Source organism: Streptosporangium sp. OZ121, assembly GCF_051918885.1.
In the GTDB taxonomy this organism is placed as follows: Bacteria; Actinomycetota; Actinomycetes; order Streptosporangiales; family Streptosporangiaceae; genus Streptosporangium.
The window spans coordinates 226,793-246,622 of sequence record NZ_JBPXMC010000004.1 but is presented as its reverse complement, the minus strand read 5'-3'; the positions used below and the strand labels follow the sequence as shown (position 1 = coordinate 246,622).

General features: G+C 71.2%; 21 protein-coding genes. 5 read left to right on the top strand and 16 right to left on the bottom strand.

Going from position 1 to position 19,830, the window contains the following annotated elements; all coding sequences use genetic code 11:
• Positions 1 to 13: 13 nt before the first annotated feature.
• The 7 genes from ACTOQ1_RS11055 to ACTOQ1_RS11025 all read right to left on the bottom strand — a co-directional run bounded on the left by ACTOQ1_RS11055 (position 14) and on the right by ACTOQ1_RS11025 (position 7,271).
• A complete protein-coding gene (locus ACTOQ1_RS11055) occupies positions 14 to 2,743 on the bottom strand; it encodes a DEAD/DEAH box helicase (protein WP_440066181.1) in 2,730 nt (909 codons plus the stop codon).
• Between the two features lie 102 nt (positions 2,744 to 2,845).
• Positions 2,846 to 3,721 (bottom strand): diacylglycerol/lipid kinase family protein, encoded by an 876-nt coding sequence (locus ACTOQ1_RS11050; protein ID WP_440066180.1) that lies wholly within the window; start codon positions 3,719 to 3,721, stop codon positions 2,846 to 2,848.
• Positions 3,722 to 3,738: 17 nt separating this feature from the next.
• Positions 3,739 to 4,677, bottom strand: coding sequence for a twin-arginine translocase subunit TatC (tatC, locus tag ACTOQ1_RS11045; RefSeq protein ID WP_440066178.1), 939 nt, complete (start codon positions 4,675 to 4,677; stop codon positions 3,739 to 3,741).
• Between the two features lie 58 nt (positions 4,678 to 4,735).
• Positions 4,736 to 5,071, bottom strand: coding sequence for a Sec-independent protein translocase subunit TatA (gene tatA / locus ACTOQ1_RS11040; RefSeq protein WP_440066177.1), 336 nt, complete (start codon positions 5,069 to 5,071; stop codon positions 4,736 to 4,738).
• Complete coding sequence (locus ACTOQ1_RS11035; protein ID WP_440066176.1) at positions 5,071 to 5,325, bottom strand: hypothetical protein; 255 nt, start codon at positions 5,323 to 5,325, stop codon at positions 5,071 to 5,073. The genes tatA and ACTOQ1_RS11035 overlap by 1 nt, the downstream gene beginning before the upstream one ends.
• A gap of 36 nt (positions 5,326 to 5,361) precedes the next feature.
• On the bottom strand, positions 5,362 to 6,318 hold the full coding sequence (locus tag ACTOQ1_RS11030) for a helix-turn-helix transcriptional regulator (RefSeq protein ID WP_440066174.1): 957 nt from the start codon (positions 6,316 to 6,318) through the stop codon (positions 5,362 to 5,364).
• On the bottom strand, positions 6,315 to 7,271 hold the full coding sequence (locus ACTOQ1_RS11025; protein WP_435288033.1) for a helix-turn-helix transcriptional regulator: 957 nt from the start codon (positions 7,269 to 7,271) through the stop codon (positions 6,315 to 6,317). Before ACTOQ1_RS11025 ends, ACTOQ1_RS11030 begins: the two co-directional genes overlap by 4 nt.
• Positions 7,272 to 7,310: 39 nt before the next feature.
• On the opposite strand from ACTOQ1_RS11025, the gene ACTOQ1_RS11020 reads away from it, so the two are divergent.
• On the top strand, positions 7,311 to 8,474 hold the full coding sequence (locus tag ACTOQ1_RS11020) for a DUF3866 family protein (protein ID WP_440066172.1): 1,164 nt from the start codon (positions 7,311 to 7,313) through the stop codon (positions 8,472 to 8,474).
• Here ACTOQ1_RS11020 and ACTOQ1_RS11015 read toward each other — a convergent pair.
• The 9 genes from ACTOQ1_RS11015 to ACTOQ1_RS10975 form a co-directional block, all read right to left on the bottom strand.
• Complete coding sequence (locus tag ACTOQ1_RS11015; protein ID WP_440066547.1) at positions 8,420 to 8,896, bottom strand: DUF3291 domain-containing protein; 477 nt, start codon at positions 8,894 to 8,896, stop codon at positions 8,420 to 8,422. The two genes, ACTOQ1_RS11020 and ACTOQ1_RS11015, sit on opposite strands and share 55 nt — an antisense overlap.
• Before the next feature lie 32 nt (positions 8,897 to 8,928).
• Positions 8,929 to 9,570 carry a helix-turn-helix transcriptional regulator gene (locus ACTOQ1_RS11010; protein WP_440066170.1) on the bottom strand — a complete coding sequence of 214 codons (642 nt, stop codon included), beginning with the start codon at positions 9,568 to 9,570 and terminating at the stop codon, positions 8,929 to 8,931.
• A 249-nt stretch (positions 9,571 to 9,819) separates the two neighbouring features.
• A complete protein-coding gene (locus tag ACTOQ1_RS11005) occupies positions 9,820 to 10,773 on the bottom strand; it encodes an FKBP-type peptidyl-prolyl cis-trans isomerase (protein ID WP_440066169.1) in 954 nt (317 codons plus the stop codon).
• Positions 10,774 to 10,868: 95 nt separating this feature from the next.
• Positions 10,869 to 12,227 (bottom strand): Pup--protein ligase, encoded by a 1,359-nt coding sequence (gene pafA / locus ACTOQ1_RS11000; RefSeq protein ID WP_030904553.1) that lies wholly within the window; start codon positions 12,225 to 12,227, stop codon positions 10,869 to 10,871.
• A 181-nt stretch (positions 12,228 to 12,408) separates the two neighbouring features.
• Complete coding sequence (locus ACTOQ1_RS10995; RefSeq protein ID WP_440066167.1) at positions 12,409 to 13,131, bottom strand: hypothetical protein; 723 nt, start codon at positions 13,129 to 13,131, stop codon at positions 12,409 to 12,411.
• A gap of 115 nt (positions 13,132 to 13,246) precedes the next feature.
• Positions 13,247 to 14,050: a proteasome subunit alpha gene (prcA, locus tag ACTOQ1_RS10990; protein WP_440066166.1), complete on the bottom strand. Its 804-nt coding sequence runs from the start codon at positions 14,048 to 14,050 to the stop codon at positions 13,247 to 13,249.
• A gap of 25 nt (positions 14,051 to 14,075) precedes the next feature.
• Entirely contained in the window at positions 14,076 to 14,894 is an 819-nt protein-coding gene (gene prcB / locus ACTOQ1_RS10985) for a proteasome subunit beta (protein WP_440066545.1), read from the bottom strand.
• Positions 14,895 to 15,642: 748 nt separating this feature from the next.
• Positions 15,643 to 15,852 carry a ubiquitin-like protein Pup gene (locus ACTOQ1_RS10980; protein ID WP_435288038.1) on the bottom strand — a complete coding sequence of 70 codons (210 nt, stop codon included), beginning with the start codon at positions 15,850 to 15,852 and terminating at the stop codon, positions 15,643 to 15,645.
• Between the two features lie 167 nt (positions 15,853 to 16,019).
• On the bottom strand, positions 16,020 to 16,367 hold the full coding sequence (locus ACTOQ1_RS10975; RefSeq protein WP_440066164.1) for an ArsR/SmtB family transcription factor: 348 nt from the start codon (positions 16,365 to 16,367) through the stop codon (positions 16,020 to 16,022).
• 131 nt (positions 16,368 to 16,498) lie between these two features.
• Here ACTOQ1_RS10975 and ACTOQ1_RS10970 point away from each other — a divergent pair, with 131 nt between their 5' ends.
• From ACTOQ1_RS10970 to ACTOQ1_RS10955, 4 genes are all read left to right on the top strand, one after another.
• On the top strand, positions 16,499 to 16,786 hold the full coding sequence (locus ACTOQ1_RS10970; RefSeq protein WP_440066163.1) for a DUF1330 domain-containing protein: 288 nt from the start codon (positions 16,499 to 16,501) through the stop codon (positions 16,784 to 16,786).
• A gap of 159 nt (positions 16,787 to 16,945) precedes the next feature.
• Positions 16,946 to 17,350 (top strand): hypothetical protein, encoded by a 405-nt coding sequence (locus tag ACTOQ1_RS10965; protein ID WP_440066161.1) that lies wholly within the window; start codon positions 16,946 to 16,948, stop codon positions 17,348 to 17,350.
• 158 nt (positions 17,351 to 17,508) lie between these two features.
• Entirely contained in the window at positions 17,509 to 18,303 is a 795-nt protein-coding gene (locus tag ACTOQ1_RS10960) for a serine/threonine-protein kinase (protein ID WP_440066159.1), read from the top strand.
• Between the two features lie 262 nt (positions 18,304 to 18,565).
• Positions 18,566 to 19,405: a serine/threonine-protein kinase gene (locus ACTOQ1_RS10955; RefSeq protein ID WP_440066158.1), complete on the top strand. Its 840-nt coding sequence runs from the start codon at positions 18,566 to 18,568 to the stop codon at positions 19,403 to 19,405.
• Positions 19,406 to 19,830 lie beyond the last annotated feature (425 nt).

Here is a 19,830-nt window from a genome sequence, read left to right as displayed (position 1 = left end):
CCGGGGACCGGGATCAGGTGAGGGACGAGTAGGCGACCACCCCGCGCCGCAGGGAGTCCATCGCCTTGCCCGCGGTCTGCTTGACCTTGCTCCCCGCCGGGGCCGCGTCGGAGATCTGGCCGAGGAGGTCGAGCAGCTGCTTGGTCCAGCGGACGAAGTCTCCGGCGGCCAGCTCCGAGCCGGCGACGCCGTCGCGGAGCACGGCGTCCAGGGTGTGGCCCTTGGCCCAGCGGAAGGCCGCCCAGGCGAAGCCGAAGTCGGGCTCCCTGATGAACGACAGGCCGTGGTCGCCCTCGATCGACTCCAGCTCACCCCAGAGGCGGACCATGTCCGCCAGCGTCTTCTGGGCCGCTCCCGCGGGGATCCTGGGCTGGCGGGCGTCGTCGGCCTGCCGCGACTCGAAGACCAGTGACGACACGCACGCGGCCAGCTCGGCCGGGTCCAGGTCGTTCCAGAGCCCCGCGCGCAGGCACTCGGCGGTCAGCAGGTCCAGCTCGGTGTAGAGCTGGGCCAGGCGGCGGCCCTCGGCGGTGACGCTCTCGCCGTCGAGGTAGCCGAGCTGGTCGAGCACCCCGCAGACCTTGTCGAAGGTACGGGCGATGACGTGGGAGCGGCCCTCGACCCGGCGGCGCAGCCCCTCGGTCTCGCGGAGCAGCTTGTAGTAGCGCTCGGCCCAGCGGGCGTGGTCCTCGCGCTCGTCGCACCCGTGGCAGGGGTGCCGGCGGATCTCCCTGCGCAGGCGGGTGATCTCGTCGTCCTCCGCGGCGTGGTCGCGCGCCCTGACGGGCTTGCCGAAGTCGCGGTCGCCGATCTTGGCGTGCACGGAGGAGACCAGGTTGGCCCGCTCCTTGGGCGAGCGGGCGTTGAAGTTCTTCGGGATGCGCAGATGCTCGACCGGCTCCACCGGGACGGGGAAGTCGGCCGGCGACAGCTTCTTGACCTGCTTGCCGATGGTCAGCACCAGCGGGGACGGGCCCTCGCCCCGGGAGTTGAGACCCGGGTCGAGGACGACGGCGAGACCCGCGCGGCGCCCGCCGGGGACCCTGATGATGTCGCCGGGCCTGAGCGCCTCCAGCGAGCGCAGCGCCTGCGTCCTGCGGGCCGCGCCGCGCTGGCGCGACAACTCGGCCTCCCGGTCGGACAGGGCCCTGCGCATCGCGGCGTACTCCTCGAAGTCGCCCAGGTGGCAGGTCATCGCCTGGCGGTAGCCCTCCAGGGCCTCCTCGGCGCGGCGCACCTGCTTGGCGATGCCGACCACGGCCCGGTCGGCCTGGAACTGCGCGAACGAGGACTCCAGGAGGGTCCTGGCCCGCTCCCTGCCCACCTGGCCGACCAGGTTGACCGCCATGTTGTACGAGGGGCGGAAGCTGGAGCGCAGCGGGTAGGTGCGGGTGCTGGCCAGGCCGGCGACCTGGAGCGGGTCGGTGCCCGGCTGCCAGTGGACGACCGCGTGGCCCTCCACGTCGATGCCGCGGCGCCCGGCCCGTCCGGTGAGCTGGGTGTACTCGCCGGGCGTGAGGTCGGCGTGGGTCTCGCCGTTCCACTTGTCGAGCTTCTCGATCACCACGGAGCGGGCGGGCATGTTGATGCCCAGCGCGAGGGTCTCGGTGGCGAACACGGCCTTGACCAGGCCCCGGGTGAACAGCTCCTCGACGACCTCCTTGAAGGCCGGGAGCATGCCCGCGTGGTGGGCCGCCAGGCCGCGCTCCAGGGCGTCGCGCCACTCCAGGTAGCCGAGCACGCCCAGGTCCTCGTCGGGCAGGTGCGCGGTGCGCTCGTCGACGATCTGCCGGATCTCGTGACGCTCGGCGTCGGTGGTGAGCCGGATGCCGTCGTGCAGGCACTGCATGACGGCGGCGTCGCAGCCGGCCCGGGAGAAGATGAAGGTGATCGCGGGCAGCAGGGCGTCGGCGTCCAGGCGCTCGATGGCCGCGGCCCGGTCCGGCGGGCCGTTCCTGCGGGGCCGCGAGTAGCCGCGCCGCCCCCTGCCGTACGCCTGGCGCTCCTCGTCCCTGGCGATGCGCAGGAGGTTGGGGTTGATCTGGGGGCGCCGGTCCTCGTCGCCGGTGACGAACAGGTCGTAGATGCGGCTGCCGACGAGCATGTGCTGCCAGAGCGGGACCGGGCGGTGCTCGTCGACGATGACGCTGGTGTCGCCGCGGACCTCGCCCATCCACTCGCCGAACTCCTCGGCGTTGCTGACCGTGGCCGACAGCGCGACCAGGCGCACCGACTCGGGCAGATGGATGATCACTTCTTCCCAGACCGCGCCGCGAAACCGGTCGGCGAGGTAGTGGACCTCGTCCATGACGACGAAGCCGAGCCCCGCCAGGGTGGAGGACCCGGCGTAGAGCATGTTGCGCAGTACCTCGGTCGTCATGACGACGATCGGGGCCTCCCCGTTGACGCTGTTGTCACCGGTGAGCAGGCCCACCTTGTCCGTGCCGTACCGCTTGACCAGGTCGTTGTACTTCTGGTTGGACAGCGCCTTGATCGGGGTGGTGTAGAAGCACTTGCGGCCCTCCTGCAGGGCCACGTGCACCGCGAACTCGCCCACGACGGTCTTGCCCGAACCGGTGGGGGCCGCCACGAGGACCCCGTCGCCCGCCTCCAGCGCCCGGCAGGCGTCGAGCTGGAAGTCGTCCAGCTCGAAGTCGTACAGACCGCGGAACGAGGTCAGCGCCGGCCCGCTCTCGGCCTGGCTCTGACGGAAGGCAGCGTATCGTTCCGCTGGGGTCGTCATGCGTCCAGCCTACCGATATCGGGATTCCGGTCCGTCCCCCCTTTCCGCCGGGCTCCGCCGGTCTGGGCGGGGTCGGACGGCGCCGGCGGACGCCGGGCGGCCCTAGACGAGGACCGCCAGCGCGCCGGGGACGATCTCGCACGTCAGCGGGGTGGGACCGACCCGCTCGCCGTCGGCGTAGGCGATCACTCCCGGCGCCTCCAGGGTCACCCGGCGGGCGCGGCGCATGGTGACGGCGGGGTGGGCGCCGTGGGAGCCCCGGTAGACGCGGGGGAAGGTGCGCAGGAACTCCCCCTTGGGGATGGCGCCGAGGATCGTCACGTCCAGCAGGCCGTCGTCGGGGACGGCGCCGGGGCACACGCGCATGCCGGCGCCGTAGGAGGAGGTGTTGCCGACCGCGACCAGCATCGCCTCACGCTCGACGATCTCGCCGTCCAGGTCGATCCTGAACGGGATGGGCCGGAAGGAGCGCAGCTCCTCGGCGAGGGCGACCAGGTATCTGGCCATGCCGGGCGGCCAGGTCATCGTGTTGGCCCGCTCGTTGACCCGGGAGTCGAAGCCGCAGGCCAGCACCCCGGCGAACCACTCGTCCTCGCCCACCTTCGCGGCGTCGACCGTGCGCACCCGCCCGCGCAGCACGGTGTCGGCGGCGGCCAGCGGCGCCTTCAGGGGGATGCCGAGCGCGGCGGCGATGTCGTTGCCCGTGCCCACCGGGATGACGCCCAGCGGCACGCCGCTGCCCGCGACCGCCTGGAGGGCCAGGTGGACCAGGCCGTCGCCGCCGAAGGCCACCAGCGCCTCCGGCTGCTCGGCCACGGCCGTGCAGGCGCGTTCCAGGGCGTCGGAGGCGGAGTCTCCGAGGATCACCGAGACCTCGCGCCCGCCCTGCCTCAGGCGGTCGAGCACCGGGGAGAGCAGTCCCCGTGAACGGCCGCCGCGGGCGGCGGGGTTGACGAGGACTGCGATCTCTGCGGGCACAGACCGGAACTTATCCCCTATTTGCCGGGATCGGTGTCGGTCGTTCTCGAATCGATAGGAGCCGGGTCGCCGACGGGGGTCACGTCGCCCAGGGGCGAGGGGTCGTCGTCGAGCGAGGAGGCCTCGTCGTCGGACAGGTGGGAGAAGTCCTCACCCTTGGACTGCCTTCTCTCCCTGAGGTACATGAACCCCTCGGCCAGGGCGAACAGCACCACCATCGGCAGGGCGAGCGCGATCATCGTGAACGGGTCGCCGCCGGGGGTGGCGACCGCGCCGAAGACGAACATGATGAAGATGACCATGCGGCGGTGCTTGGCCACCAGCGCGTGCGGCAACACCCCGATGATGTTCAGGAACACCATGAGCAGCGGCAGCTCGAAGGAGATGCCGAACACGATGAGCATGATCAGCGCGTAGCTGAGGTACTCGTCGATCGTGAGGCCGACCACCGTCCCCGGCGGGGCGAATCCCAGCAGGATCGACAGGCCCGTGTCCATCACGAAGTAGGCCAGCGCCGCGCCCGCGAGGAACAGCGGGACGGCCAGCATGATGAACAGGATCGAGTAGCGCTTCTCGTTGCGGTACAGGCCCGGGGTGACGAAGCCCCAGATCTGCCACAGCCAGACCGGCGAGGAGACCACGAGGCCGAACATCGCCGCGACCTTCAGGTTCACGAAGAAGGAGTCGAAGACGCCGAGGATCAGCATCGTGCACTGCCCGGACCGCAGCTCCTGCGCCTGCGGAAGCCCGCAGTAGGGCGCCGACACGAACTCCCAGATCGGAGCGAAGAAGATGAAGCCGACGATGGTGCCGGCGACCAGGCCGAGCAGGGCGATGACCAGCCGGTTACGCAGCTCGCGCAGGTGCTCCATGAGGGGCATGCGGCCGTCGCCCGCATCGGCGGGCGGTGGTGCCGCCCCGTTCCGGCCCGGTTTGGGCCACTTCAGCAGCGCCATTCGCGAATCCTGGGGTGACGAGTCGGATGATCAGGGTAGATCTTCAGGCTACCGCCGATCACTGCGACTTGGGCGCTCCGGCCTGGGCCCGCAGCCGGGCGGCCTGCTCCTCGAGGCGGCGGGCCTCCTCCTCGGCGCTCGGCGCCGGGGCCGGGGCCTGGGTCGCGGCCGGGATCGGCTGCGGGGCCGGGGCCGGGGGCTGGGGCTGCGCCTGGACGACCGTGGCGGTCGTGGTCTGCGGCTCGTCCTCGTCGCGGAGCTTGGCGGTCTCCGACTTGAAGATGCGCAGCGACCGGCCGAGCCCGCGGGCGGCTTCCGGCAGCTTCTTGGCGCCGAAGAGCAGCACCAGGATCAGGCCGATGATGATCAGCTCAGTGGGTCCGAGGTTGGGCATTACACATCCTTACGCCGGGCGACGTGCAGTCTCTGGTCCCGATCGTACGCTCCTCCGGGGACAGACTCATCCCTTTGTCCCCGTACAGCCGCCGTACGCTCGCCGAACAGAACGCGAACGGGTTCCAGCCTCCCCTGGGTGCGGTCGACCTCGCGGCCCAGCTCGGCGGCCGCACGCAGCACGCGGACGGCGAGGAAGGCCAGGACCGCGAGCCCGGCGAAGGTCAGCGAGATCGCGGCGATGATCCAGCTCATGTCGGGAGGCTCCAGCTCCGTGCGTCAGGGGACACGTCAGGAAACCGACTCGTAACGATTCAGCGCGGCGGTGGCCGCGGCCCGGACGCTCGCGTCCAGCGAGGCGGGCGAGACCACCCTGCCGGTGTCCCCGAGGCGCAGCGCCAGGCGTACCAGCCAGCCCTGGTCCCTGGCCCGCAGGGCCACCCGCACGCGGCCCTCGCCGAGCTCGGTGACCCGCTCGCACGGGTAGTACTCGGCGACCCAGCGGCCCGCGGCGGTCAGCTCCAGCTCCACCAGCTCGTCGGTCGGCGAGGGCCGGAACACCCCGGGCGTCACCTCGTCGGCCACGGCGTCCTCCGGCGGGTCGGCGGGAACGTCGAGCACGTCGACGGAGAGCATCCGGTCCAGCCGGAACAGCCGGACCGCCTCGGCCCGGTAGCACCAGCCCGACAGGTAGGGGCGGCCGTCCACGACGACCAGGCGCATCGGGTCGACCTCGCGCGGGGTGATCTCGTCGCGTCCCGGCACGTAGTAGCGCAGCGACAGCCGCCTGCGGCTCCGCAGCGCCTCGTTGACGACGGGCAGCGCGTCGGGCGCGGCGTCGACCTCCACCGCGACCTGGCTGCTGACCGCCGCGGCGCCCTCGCCCGAGGCCTGCTCGAACTTGGCGATGACCCGGGCCAGCGCGTCGCGCTCCCCGAACTCCGGCATCTCGGCGAGCAGGCGCAGCGCGACCAGCAGGGCGCTGGCCTCGTCCACGCCCAGCCGCAGCGGGCGGGCGATGGTCTCGGCGTTGTCGATGACGATCTCCCCGCCGTCCCACGACACGTCGATCAGGTCGCCGGGGGTGTGGCCGGGCAGCCCGCACATCCACACCAGCTGCAGGTCGTCGATGAGCTGCTTCTCGCTCAGCCCGAAGATCTTCGCGACCTCGGGCACCTGGGCCCCGGGATGCGACATCAGGTAGGGAACCAGTGCCAGCAGCCTGGGCAGGCGATCGGCCGTGCTCACGCGAGTGCTCCCTTCAGGCGGCAGATGACCGCGTCGCGGGCGTCCGGCGGGCCGACCACCTCGGCGTCCGCGGCGAAGCCCACGATCCACCCGGCCAGCCGGCCGGGGTCGGTGAAGTCGACGTCCAGCTCGTCCCAGCCGTCGCCGGCGGGCCGCACCGCCTTCGCCACCTGGCGAAGTCCCTGGCAGGTGTCCCGCCTGACCCGGATGAGGGCGGTACGCTCGCGGACGGCGGCGTCGCTGAAGCCGACCATGGACTTGATGTCGACGCCCTCGGGCACCACCACGGCGCCCGGGCGGCCGACGGTGGTGACCGTGCCGCTGATCCGGCTGAGCCGGAAGACCCTCGGCGCGTCCCGGTCGCGGTCGTGGCCGACCATGTACCAGCGGCCCCGGCGGCTGACGACGCCCCACGGCTCCACCGTGCGGGTCAGCACGTTCTGGCTGGCCGCCGCCCGGTAGGCGAACCGGACCGCGCGCCGGTCGCGCACGGCCTCCCACAGGGCGGGAAAGGACGGGTCCTGGGTGTCGACGCGCAGCTCCAGCGCCCCGCCGAGCACCCCGTGGGCCTCGTCGGTCTGCACGCCCCCGGCGCGCAGCTTCAGCAGCGCCCCGCTGGCCGCCTCGGCCAGGCTGGCCCGCTGCCACACCTGGGCCGCCAGGCCCACCACGGCGGCCTCGTCGGGCTCCAGGGTGATCTCCGGCAGCTCGTACGCCGACCGGACGATCCGGTAGCCCGGATCCTCCTCCCACGGGTCCTTGTGGACCTCGATCGGGATGCCGATCTCCCGCAGCTCGTTCTTGTCCCGCTCGAACATCCGCTGGAAGGCCTCGTCGTTGTCGGCGTCGTAGCCCGGCACCGCCTGGCGGATGTGCTCGGCACTGAGCGGCCGCCGCGTGGCCAGCAGGCAGATCACGAGATTGAGCAGCCGCTCGGTCTTCCGGCGCGACATCCGGCCTCCTCCCTGTTCGAGTGACGCTACCCTTCCCCCGTGATCAGATGGCGCAGGGGCGAGGTCGTACGGGTCCGGCGCGAGTGGCCGGGGGCGGTGGAACTCGACGTGACCACCGAGGACGGTGAGGCGCGCGCGCTCGCCTACCCGGCCCTGGTGGGACGCCCGGAGCCCGGTGACGTGGTGCTGCTCAACACGACCGCGCTCGCGATGGGTCTCGGTACGGGAGGCTACGCCATGGTGGTGGCTGTTCCCGACCGTTTGCCACAAGATCCTCAAGGCCCCGGACACCTGGTGAAGGCACGCTACACCCCGTTGCAGGCCACCGTCCTCGGCGCGGACGAGCAGGATTCGCCCTTCCACGAGGTCCTGCGCGACGCCGACTCCGTGGACGGCATGCCGGTGATCGTCGCTGACCTGCACTCGGCCCTGCCCGCGATCCTCTGCGGCCTGTACGGCACCAACCCGCCCGGGTCCGGGAAATCCGCGGGCGAACCCGGCTGCCGGCACCCGCCCGAGCCCGGGGAGACCGCGGCCGGGCCCGGCGGCCGGGAGCGTGGAAAGCCCGTCAGGGTCGCCTACGTGATGCTCGACGGGGGCGCGCTGCCCGCCTGGTTCTCCATGTCGTGCGCGCGGCTGCGGGAGACCGGCTGGCTGTGCGGGGTCGTCACGGCGGGCCAGGCCTTCGGCGGCGACGTGGAGGTGGTGACCCCGCACACCGGCCTGCTGGCGGCCAGGCACGTCCTGGAGGCCGACGTCGCGATCGTCACCCAGGGGCCGGGCAACCTGGGCAGCGGCACCCGCTGGGGTTTCTCCGGCGTCTCGGCCGGCGAGGCCGTCAACGCCGCCGCCGTCCTGGGTGGCCGTCCGGTCGCGGCGCTGCGGGTCAGCGAGGGCGACCTGCGCGAGCGCCACATCGGGGTCTCGCACCACTCGCTGACCGCCTACGGCCGGGTGGCGCTCGCCCCGGCCCAGGTCGCCGTGCCCGTGCTGCCCGGCGACTTCGGCAGGCGGGTGGCCGAGCAGTCGCGCCCGCTCGCCGCGCGGCACGAGCTGGTCGAGGTGCCGGTGGACGGGCTGCACGAGGCGCTGCGGGGCTCTCCGGTGCGGCTGTCGACGATGGGCCGGGGGCTGGAGGAGGACCTGGCCTACTTCCTGGCCTCGGCCGCCGCCGGGCGCCACGCGGCCTCGCTGCTGTCGTAGAAGTCCTTGAAGGTGAAGGCCTCCGGCGTGGGGCCCTCGGCCTTCAGCCTCTCCAGGCGTTCCATCCCCTCGGCGAGCGTCGGCTCGTGCCCCTCGGGGATCCACCACATCACCGAGTACGGCTCCGCGATGCGCAGGAACCACTCCCTGCGCCGCTGCAGGAACGCCAGGTGGCCGCTGCGGTAGACGTAGTTCCACAGCGCGTCGCGCGACCTCCACACGGAGAAGGTGATCATCAGGTGGTCACCGTACTCGTGCTCGATCAGGTCCTCGGGGCCGTCACCCCCCTTGAGCCGCCACACGAAGCCGGGGTCGGCCTCGGCCAGCCGGTTCATGGGGTCGAGGCCGGCGATGAAGGAGGCCAGTTCCGGGGAGTCCTTGGGCGCGCGCGGGTGGGCGACGTTCAGCTGGGCCAGATGCATGGACACAGCAGATCATCCCCGATCCTTCTATGTCAATCTTCATTGTTTTTAGAAAAGGTGACGCAGCACTCCCCCGGGCGCGGGTCCAGGCTGGCCGCCGAGGCGTCCTGCCCGAGCGCGTCGAGCAGCCCGCGGCACAGCTCCAGGTTCACCGAGCAGACCAGCAGCGGATGCTCCTCGGCCGGCACGTGGAACGGGCAGTTGCGCAGCCGCATCCGGCCGCCCTCCTCGTACGGCTCGTACCCGCGCCGCCGCAGCACCCCGGCGAGATCCTCGCCCTCCCCCGCGGACCGGGCCCCCGCGCGCCGGGCGGCCTGCTCGGCCCGCTCGTCCCCGCCGAGCAGCTCGACCGCCTCTGCCAGCACCAGGGCGAGGGTGCGGTAGTCCCTGGCCGGCACGCTGACCTGCCACTCCCCCGGCGCCCTGCGGTAGACCTTCGCCGGCCTGCCGCTGCCGGGTCCCGTCCGCTCCGTCAGCCGCCGGAACCCCGCCTCGAGCAGGCCCGCCTCGACGAGCCGGTCGAGGTGGAAGGCGGCCAGGGTCCGCTGGACCCCCACCGCCTCGGCCGCCTCGTTGCGCCCCACGTCCTGGCCCCGGGAGGCCACGTAGTCGTAGACGGCCCGGCGCACCGGGTCGTGAAGTACCGCCACCGTGTCAAGGTCGTCGCCGCTCACAGCCCGGATTGTAGGCCGCGGCCCCCGGAGGCCGGCCCTCGCCCGGCGGGCCGCCCGGCCCGTGCGCGGACCCGGGCGGCACGATCGCGCGGACCGGGCACCCTGCCGGGAAGGCAGCGGGAAAGCACCGGGAAAGCACGGAGCCCGGCCGTGCGCGCACGGCCGGGCTCCGGGATGGGGCGGGTCGCCCCGGCGACGGCCCGGCGGGCCTCGCCGGGGACGGAACGCCGGATCAGCGGGTCGGCGGGATCAGTAGGCGCCCAGCACGTCGACCAGGAAGACGAGGGTGTCGGTGCCCTTGATCTTTTCGCCGCTGCCCGCCTTGCCGTAACCGAGGTCCGGCGGGATGCTCAGCAGGACCCGGCTGCCGACCGGGACGCCGACCAGACCCTGGTCCCAGCCCTTGATGACCTTGCCGGCGCCGATCGGGAACATGATCGGCTGAGCGCCGCGGGACCAGCTGCTGTCGAACTCGACGTCCGATCCCCAGATCTTCCCGGCGTACTGCACCAGGATCGACTGGCCGGTCTTGACCTCGGGGCCGGTGCCCTTGATCACGGTCTTGGCGACGAGCTCCTTGGGAGCCTTCTTCTTGGTCTTGGTGGTGAGCTTCGGCGCGGCGTCGCCACCGGGGTTCTCCACCTTGATCCCCTCGACGCCGGGATCGGTCGCGGTGCCCTGGGCGGCCTTGGCCTGGGGGACGCCCACCACGTCGACCACGAAAACCTGCGACTGGCCGGGAGGGGCCTGCGCCTGCTGCTCGGCGGGCAGCGTGTCCTTGGCGACGACCGACATGAACCTGCCGCCGCCCTTGGTCTCGGCGAAGCCCTTGCGGAGGATCTCCGGGACCTGCTCGTTGAGCGTGATGACCTGCGGCCCGCCCTCGTCGTAGGTCGAACCGGCGATCTTGTTCTCCTTGCCGTCCCAGGTGAAGACGGTGAAGTTGGCGATCACGCTGGTGCCGAGCTTGGCGGCCTCGCCGGTGGTGCCGGGGGTGAGCACCTTGTAGGAGGAGGTCTCGACGACCTTGGACGGGAAGGCGACGGTCGGCTTGGCGCCGGCCTGTCCGGTTACCTGCAGCTCGGTGACCCCGCTGCTGCTGGCGGGACTGGAGGCGCCGGTGGCCACGCCTCCGCCGGAGCCACATGCTGCGGCGAACATCAGGGGAACTGCGGCCAGTACGGCCATGCTGCGGCGGCGCATAGGTATCCCTCAAGCAGACGTCAGGTTCGCGCCACACTACCCGTCCCGGCGTACGGAGGAGGTAAGGCCGGGACGAGCTTGCCGAAGTATGACCGTCACATTCCGGCGATGAGCTTGTCCACCCTCTCGTCGACGCTGCGGAAGGGGTCCTTGCACAGCACGGTGCGCTGCGCCTGGTCGTTGAGCTTCAGGTGCACCCAGTCGACGGTGAAGTCGCGCCGCTTCTCCTGCGCCTTGCGGATGAACTCACCGCGCAGCCGGGCCCGGGTGGTCTGCGGCGGCACCGACTTGGCCTCGAAGATCTTCAGGTCGGAGGCCACCCGCTCGACCGCGCCACGCTTCTGCAGCAGGTAGAACAGGCCGCGGCGGCGGTGCACGTCGTGGTAGGCGAGGTCGAGCTGGGCGACCCTGGGGCTCGACAGCGGCAGGTCGTACTTCTTGCGGTAGCGCTCGATCAGCTGGTATTTGGTCACCCAGTCGATCTCGCGGGCGACCTTGTCGAGGTTGCCCGTCTCGACCGCGTTGAGGGTGCGCTCCCACAGCTCCAGCACCCGGTGGCTGATCTCGTCGCCACCGCGGCGGTCGACGAAGTCGCGGGCCTTGGAGAGGTATTCCTCCTGGATCTCCAGCGAGGACGCCTCGCGGCCGTTGGCCAGCCGGACCCGCCGCCGCCCGGTCATGTCGTGGGAGACCTCGCGGATGGCCCTTATCGGGTTCTCCAGGGACAGGTCGCGCATCACGGTGCCCGCCTCGATCATGCGGAGCACCAGGTCGGTCGCGCCGACCTTGAGCAGCATGGTCGTCTCGCTCATGTTGGAGTCGCCGACGATGACGTGCAGGCGGCGGAACCGCTCGGCGTCGGCGTGCGGCTCGTCGCGGGTGTTGATGATCGGGCGCGACCGGGTGGTGGCGCTGGAGACGCCCTCCCAGATGTGCTCGGCCCGCTGGGAGACGCAGTAGACCGCTCCCCGCGGGGTCTGCAGCACCTTGCCCGCCCCGCAGATGATCTGCCGGGTGACCAGGAACGGGATCAGCACGTCGGCCAGGCGGCCGAACTCGCCGTGCCGGCCGACCAGGTAGTTCTCGTGGCAGCCGTAGGAGTTGCCCGCGGAGTCGGTGTTGTTCTTGAACAGGTAGATGTCCCCGGCGATGCCCTCCTCGCGCAGACGCTTCTCGGCGTCGACGAGGAGGCCCTCCAGGATGCGCTCGCCCGCCTTGTCGTGGGTGACGAGCTCCACGACGTTGTCACACTCGGGGGTGGCGTACTCGGGGTGGCTGCCCACGTCGAGATACAGGCGTGCCCCGTTGCGCAGGAAGACGTTGCTCGATCGGCCCCAGGAGACGACACGGCGGAATAGATAACGCGCTACCTCGTCGGGTGACAGCCGCCGCTGCCCCCTGAACGTGCAGGTGACGCCGTACTCGTTCTCAAGCCCGAAGATGCGACGATCCATTGCCTCACACTATTCGCCGAACCCCTCTCGCGGGAGGGATCATGGGGTTTTCGGTCGTACGGCTTATGCCCCGGGCTGTGAGCGGCTAAGCGCGGACGCGGGCGGACGCGGGCGGACACGGCCCGCGCCCGGCTCCCGCCGGGCGCGGGTGGCGCGGAGGCGCCGGGATCGGCGGTCCCGGTCAGCCTCCTCCCTGCCAGAAGATCTCGACAACCTTGGTGATCCTGCCGTTCTCGGTGGTGATGAGGGCCGGCCGGTGGAGGCCCTCGACCCCGGTCAGGGAGGCGGCCTCCCTGACGTTGTCGATCAGCGTCTGGCGGGAGCAGCTCTCGGTGCCGAGGCTGGTGGCCTTGTCGTAGGTCTGCGACGCGCCGTCGCAGCCGCTGTCGGCGAGGAACCGCACGTCCTCGGCGATGGGCGCCAGGTAGCGGACCACGTCGCCTTCCTCGGGACCGTCGAAGTGGCCGTCCTCGCCGTCGCGCTGGACGAAGCGGATCGGCCGGTACTCGGCCACCCCGTTGTCGTCCACGTCGGTGAGCCAGCCCCGCAGGACGCCCTCGAAGGGCGGCGGCCGCCCCTTGCTCCAGTCGTGCTCGGGAGCGGCCTGGAACTCGGTACCGAAGAGCTCGGGGGTGGCCGCGGGCGCGGAGGCCGGGGTGGGCTCCACCGCGGGGTCCCGCGCACCCGTCGAAGTGGACGCGGAGGGAACGGACGCGGAGGAGGCCGCGGCGGGGGGAGGGGCGGGGGCGGTCCTGGAGGCGGTCTCAGAGGCGCAGCCGGACACCAGCGCCACCGCCGCGAGCAGGGCGAGCGCCGCACCGCTTCGCCGCGGGGCGGCGGGGGCGGCGGGGGCGGTCAAAGCGGGAACGAGCCTGGTCCAGGCCCGGGAGGTGCTGTTCTTCACGCAGACTGTGACCGCCGCGGGACGGGATCGGTTGCCCGAGGACGATGTGATCCAGGACACAAAGGAGCGCCGCCCCCTGGCGGGGGCGGCGCTCCTTTGTCGCCGGTGGACGCGGTCAGCCGCTGGATCCGGTGTCGATGTCGCCGTCGGGCGCGGTCGGCGGGGCGCCGGGCGTCTCGGGCGCGGAGAGGGGGCTCTCCTCCCTGGCCGCCTGGGCGGCCGACTCGGCGGCGGGGGCCCCGTCGGCCAGCAGCCGCTCCAGCCTGGGGCCGTTGAGCCGCAGGAACTTGCGGTGCGGCCGGTTGCGGTCGAGCACCGCCACCTCCAGCTGGCCCGCCGGGAAGCGCTCGCCTCCCGGCTCGGTCAGCGCGAACAGCGCCGCCTCCAGCGCCTCGGCCAGCGACAGGCCGTCGCGGTAGCGCTCCTTGAGACGGCCCGCGACCGCCTCGGCCTGGCCGCCCATGGCCACCAGGCCCGCCTCGTCGAAGACCGAGCCGTCGAAGGTCAGCCGGTAGATGTGGTCCTCGTCGGAGGAATCGCCGACCTCGGCGACCACGATCTCCACCTCGAACGGCTTCAGCGACTCGGTGAAGATCTGGCCGAGGTTCTGCGCGTAGAGGTTGGCCAGACCACGGGCGGTGACGTCGTCGCGGGCGTAGGTGTAGCCGTTGATGTCGGCGTATCGGATGCCGCCGAGGCGCAGGGCCTCGAACTCGTTGTAGCGGCCGACCGCGGCGAACCCGATCTTGTCGTAGATCTCGCTGATCTTGTGCAGGGCACGGGACGGGTTGGGCGCGACGAACAGGATGCCGTCCTCGTACTGCAGGACGACGACGCTACGGCCCCGCGCGATCCCCTTGCGCGCGTAGTCCGCCTTGTCCCGCATCTGCTGCTCGGGCGAGACATATCCAAAAGGCATGGACACCTGGGGTGATCCTCTCGTGTTAGCGCAGCGGGGCGGCGGGGCCGTCGGGGCGTTCCGCCCGGGATTCGACCACGACCCGGACGAGCTCTCCGACCTCCTCGTCGGGAAGCCGGTGGTATCCGTCGGCGGTGATCACCGCGACGACGGGCCAGATCTTGCGGATCACGTCCGGGCCGCCGGTCGCCGAGTCGTCGTCGGCCGCGTCGTAGAGGGCCTGGATCAGCGTCAGCACGGTGTCCTCGGGTGAGGCGCCCTCGCGGTAGAGCTTCTTCAGGGAGCCCCGCGCGAAGATCGAGCCGGATCCGATCGCGTGGTGGTGACGCTGCTCGTAGGGGCCGCCGCCCACGTCGTAGCTGAAGATGCGGCCACCGTCGACGTCGGGGTCGTAGGCGGCGAAGAGCGGGACGACCACGAGCCCCTGCATCGCCATCGGCAGGTTGCCGCGGATCATCGTGGCGAGCCGGTTGGCCTTGCCCGCCACCGAGAGCGTGCGGCCCTCGCGCTTCTCGTAGTGTTCGAGCTCCACCCGGTAGAGGCGGGCCATCTCGATGCCGGTGCTCGCCGCCCCGGCGATGCCCATGCCCGAGTGGTCGTCGGTGCGGAACACCTTTTCCATGTCACGCTGGGAGATGATGTTGCCGGAGGTCGCCCGGCGGTCTCCCGCGATCACCACGCCACCGGCGCACATGGCCGCCACGATCGTGGTGGCATGCGGGATCTGATCGCCCACCGGGGTTGCCAGGGTCTCGTTACGGCCAGGCAGCAAGTCCGGCGAATGGGACCTGACGAACTCGGTGAACGAGGAGCTCCCGGTGTCGGTAAAGATGTGATTCACCATGCCGGCGGGCAGGTCCCTGTGAGATCCCACGCGACTCCCTCCAAAGGTGCAGTCCTTTAAGGCCTGACCTTACTCATCTTGCCGTGCTGCTTGCACTTCCCTGGATCAGCTCAGCGCGAACCCCCCGCGGCGGGCTTTTGAATCTTTACGGGTGATCGGTCCCGATCGCCGGAACCGCCGCGGATCCCGTCGGACGCGACGAGGACGAGGGGTGGCGAGGGCGACGGGGCGGTGATCACGGAGGACACGTGACAGTGCTCGCGGAAGGCGCGGGACGGCGCTCGTGGAAGGACTTCGCGAGGGAGCCGGTGCTCGTGAAAAACTTCGCGGGGTGCCGGTGCACGCGGTCGTTCGCCGCGCGGGGTGCCGGTGCACGCGGTCGTTCGCCGCGCGGGCTCTCGCCGCGGAGGTGGCGGGGCCGGCGGGAAAGGGCCGGCCCACCGGGCCGGGAACGATCGCGACCGGATTCGGCCCGCGCCTTCCCGTTTCGTACCCCGGACGGTTCTCGTTCCCTCCGGGAACCGTTCCCGGAGGGGTCCCCCCTGTCGGCTCAGCGTGTTCTGTCGGCTCAGCGTGTTCGCGGCGTTCGCGGGCGGAGCACCGGAAAAGGCGCTCCCGGCGGGGGACGGCCGCGCGTCACCCGCCTGCCGGGCCCGGCGGGCGCCGGGCCGGGCCCGCGGTCAGGACGGGTCTGCCGGCTCCTCGCCGGATCCGCCCTCACCCCTGACCTGGGTTCGGCCGGGCGGACCTACTGTCCGCCCTTCTGCACGTAACTCCTCACAAACTCTTCGGCGTTCTCCTCAAGGACCTCGTCGATCTCGTCGAGGATCGCGTCGACGTCATCGGAGAGCTTCTCGTGACGCTCCTGGACGTCGGAGGTTTCCGCCGCGGCGGTCTCCTCGACCTCCTTGTCGGTACGGCCGGTCTGCTTCTGGCCGCCGGTGTCCTTGCTTGCCATGTGTGGCACCTCCACCTGGGGGACGGATCTGATTCATATCTTCCCCGAACCGGGCGACATTGCGCGCGGATCGTCCCGCGATCTTTACGGGAGCCCGGACGGGCCGTGCCGAGGTCCTGCCCGCCAGGGAACCTTCCCCGAGGCGTCGAGGCGAATCCGGGCGCCTTTCATCCGGCAGCGGCTCCATCCGAGAGAGGCTCGCCCGTCTCGCCGTCGTCGACGGCGGCGATGACGGTGTCGATCAGGCCGGGGAAGCGGGCGTCGAGGTCCTCGCGTCGCAGGGTGTGGGTGATGATGCGCCCTTCGCGCCGCGCCCACAGGATGCCGCCCTCCCTCAGCACCCGCCAGTGACGACTGGCCGTCGAGGCGTTGACGTCGGGCAGGGTGGTGGAACAGGTCAGCTCCTCCCCGTCGGCGAGGCGCCCGACGATCCGCAGGCGCAGGGGGTGGGCGAGAGCCTCCAGGACGGCGTCCAGGCGCAGGTCTTCGCGGGCGGGGTGAACGAACGCCTTCATGTCTCGATTGTATGCGTCTGCGCAAAGTGACGAAGCGTTGTGAGCAGCCTCACAGCCGGCCGGTTTGCCTTCTTCCCCGACGGACTGTTTCATAGTTCACGTACTAGCAAACAATTTGGAGAGGGAACGGCATGAGCACCTACATGGTCATAACCGTCACGCCGGAGGACGAGGAGAAGATGGCCCGATACGAGAGGGAGACCCTGTCCGTCGTGGCGCGCTTCGGCGGCCGGCCGATCAGGCGCGACACCGCCCCGATCGCCCTGGAGAGCGACCACGAGCCCGCGATCGCGGTCATCCTGGAGTTCCCCGACAAGCAGAGCGTGCTGAACTTCTACAACTCCGCCGAGTACGAACCCCTCAAGGAGTTCCGGCACACCTTCGCCCGCGCCAGCGCCGTCCTCATCGACGCCACCTGACCCCCGTCCGGCGCGCTCCGCCCCCCACGGCCGGCCGAACCCACCGAGCCCGCCAGGCAGGGAGCCCTTCCGGATATCGAAGCGAATGCGCCCGCCCTTGACTGGATAGCACTCCTATCCAATAATTGGCTAGCTTCACTATCCAATGAGAGGTCCCCCATGTCACCGTCGTCGCTGAACACAGCGGGAACACTCCTCATCACCGTGCCCGCCGTGGCCTTCGGCGGGGTCTCCCTGCTCTCGCAGATCATGCGCGGAGTCCCCGGATATCTGGACAACCCGGTGCGGCGCGGCCTGTGGCGGGCCGGGCACGCGCACGCGGGCGTCCTGGTGCTCTTCGCGCTCGTCGCGCTGCTCTACATCGATCAGGCCGACCTGTCCGGCGGCCTGAAGGACCTGTCCCGGGTCCTGATCGTGGCGGCGCCCATCCTGATGCCGCTGGGCTTCTTCCTGTCCGTGGTGCGCCCCTCCGACACGAAGCCGAACAGGTTGATCTGGCTGGTCCCGGCGGGCGGGGTGTCATTGGGCGCCGGCACGCTGCTGCTCGGCATCGGCCTCGTGTGAGCCTCCGCATGAACCGTGCGGTCCCGCACGAGCCCCGTGAGCCCGTACGCCCCCGTGTGAGCATCGTCACCCAGGAATCCGGGCAGGTCCGACACTCCTGGAGAGATAAGGAACGTTCCAGGTAGGCCTTCGGGGCTGGAAACTGCGATCATTGGGTGGTGAGTACCATCATCGCGCGCAGATACAAGCTCGTCTCACGCGTCGGCCAGGGGGCGACCGGCGTCGTCTGGCGCGCTTACGACCTGCTTCTGGAGCGAGAGGTGGCCCTCAAGGAGATACTCCTGCCACCGGGGGCCGCCGCGGCCGAGCAGCGGCGGCGGGTGGTCAGGGAGGCGCGCATGGCGGCGCGGCTGAGCCACCGGGGCATCGTGACGGTGCACAACCTCACCGAGGAGGCCGAGCGCCTCTGGATCGTCATGGAGTTCCTGGAGGCGCTGACGCTGCACGACACGCTCGTGCAGGCGGGCCCGCTCCCGGTGGACCTGGTGGCGGCGATGGGATGCCGCCTGCTGGAGGCGTTGCGGCATGCGCACGACGGCGGGGTGATCCACCGCGACATCAAGCCCGCCAACATCATGCTGACCGGCGACCGGGTGGTGCTGGCCGACTTCGGCTTCGCCGCGCCGGAGGGCGCGGCGACGACCTCGACGCGGGGCACTCCGGCGTTCATCGCGCCGGAGGCGCTGCAGGGCAGGGGCGGCACCCGCGAGGCGGACATGTGGTCGTTCGGCGCGACGCTGTACATGGCGGTGGAGGGCAGGACCCCGTTCCGTACGGTGAACTCGATGGCGGCGCTGGTGGAGGCGCTGCGCGAGCCGCCACGCGCGCCGAAGCGGGCGGGCGCCCTGGAGCCGGTGCTGCGGGGGTTGCTGCGCAAGGATCCACGGGCACGGCTGAGTGCCGAGCGGACGTCGAAGATGCTGGAGGACGTGCGCTGCTTCAGCGCGGCCTGAGAACGTTCACGAGCGTTTCCGAAACGCCTTCGCCGACCTCCGGGCCATTTTCCTGATTCCCCGATCAGGGTTTACGGACATGGAACAAAATTCCATCATGCCCATGCGTCTGAATCGTTACCGAGAATCACCGTAGGTAATCACATAGTGCACTGTTCCAGGTGAAAATATGAATCAGCTGAGGGGCCCGGCTTCTATGTGCAGCAGGTGATTCATGGGAACAGATGCGGGAAAGGCACGCTTACTAAGTGATCGCTATCACTTGGCCTCGCCGATCGGGCAGGACGGCGTGGGCACGGTGTGGCGGGCCCACGATTCCCTGCTCGGGCGGAACGTGGCGATCAAGGAGATCCAGCCCCGGTTCGGCGAGGACGGGGCGGACATGCGCGAGGCGCGACGACGGGCGCTGCGCGAGGCGCGCTCGGCCGGGAGGCTGAACCACCCGGCGGTGATCTCCGTGCACGACCTGATCGAGGAGGACGGGCGGCTCTGGATCGTCATGGAGCTGCTGGAGGCCCTCACGCTCAAGGAGACCGTACGGCACCTGGGCCACCTGCCGATCCACTGGGTGGCGTGGATCGGCTTCCAGCTGCTGGGCGGGCTGCGCCACGCGCACGGGGCGGGTGTCCTGCACCGGGACATCAACCCGCGCAACATCCTGCTGACCGGCGACCGGGTGGTGCTGGCCGACTTCGGTATCGCGGCGCTGCACGGCGACCAGGACACTTCCGCGACCGTGCCGGTCGTCCACGTTCCCACCTTCGTCGCGCCGGAGCGGCTGCGGGGCGGGCCGCCGACCCCGGCGGGCGATCTGTGGTCCTTCGGGGCGAGCCTGTACTTCGCGGTGGAGGGCCGGCCGCCGCGCCCCCTGTCCCGTACGCCGGCGCCGCGCGAACCGGGGGGCGCCGGGCACCAGGGGCCGGTGGCGCGGGCGGGGATGCTGTGGCCCGTCCTGGAGGGGCTGCTCCGGCGCGACCCCGCGGCCCGCATCAGCATGGGGCAGGCGGGTCGCATGCTGTCGGCGATCCTCCATGCGGAGGGGGTGGCCCTGGCCCCGCCACGGCTGCCCGCGGCCCGGCTGCCGCCGGACGCCCTCCCCTGAGACTGGCCCCCTTAGGACCGCTAAGACCTGGCGGGACCGCGCGGGATCGCGCACGGCCTTTGGCCGGGCATTCGGGACGGGGAACGGCCGCCTTCCTCTTTCTCCCGCCACTCTTCCGCCACGCGGGCCCGCCTCCCGCGCGGGCGGGGTGTCTCGGGACGGCCAGGCCGGGCGCGTTTTCCGGCCGGGCGGAATTGATCAGAACGGATGGAGCTCGAGAAACCGCGAAAAGGCCAGACGCTGACACCCCTGGCTTTCAACACATCCCAAATCTTCGCCAATCATCACAAATTAGCTCGAACCAGCCTCGAGCCGTTTCCGGCGGCTTCGGACCGGCTCGGATCGGACCGGATCGGGCCGGATCGGGCCGGATCGGGCCGGGGCGGACCGGGGCGGGCCGGGGCGGGCCGGGCCGGGCCGGGGGG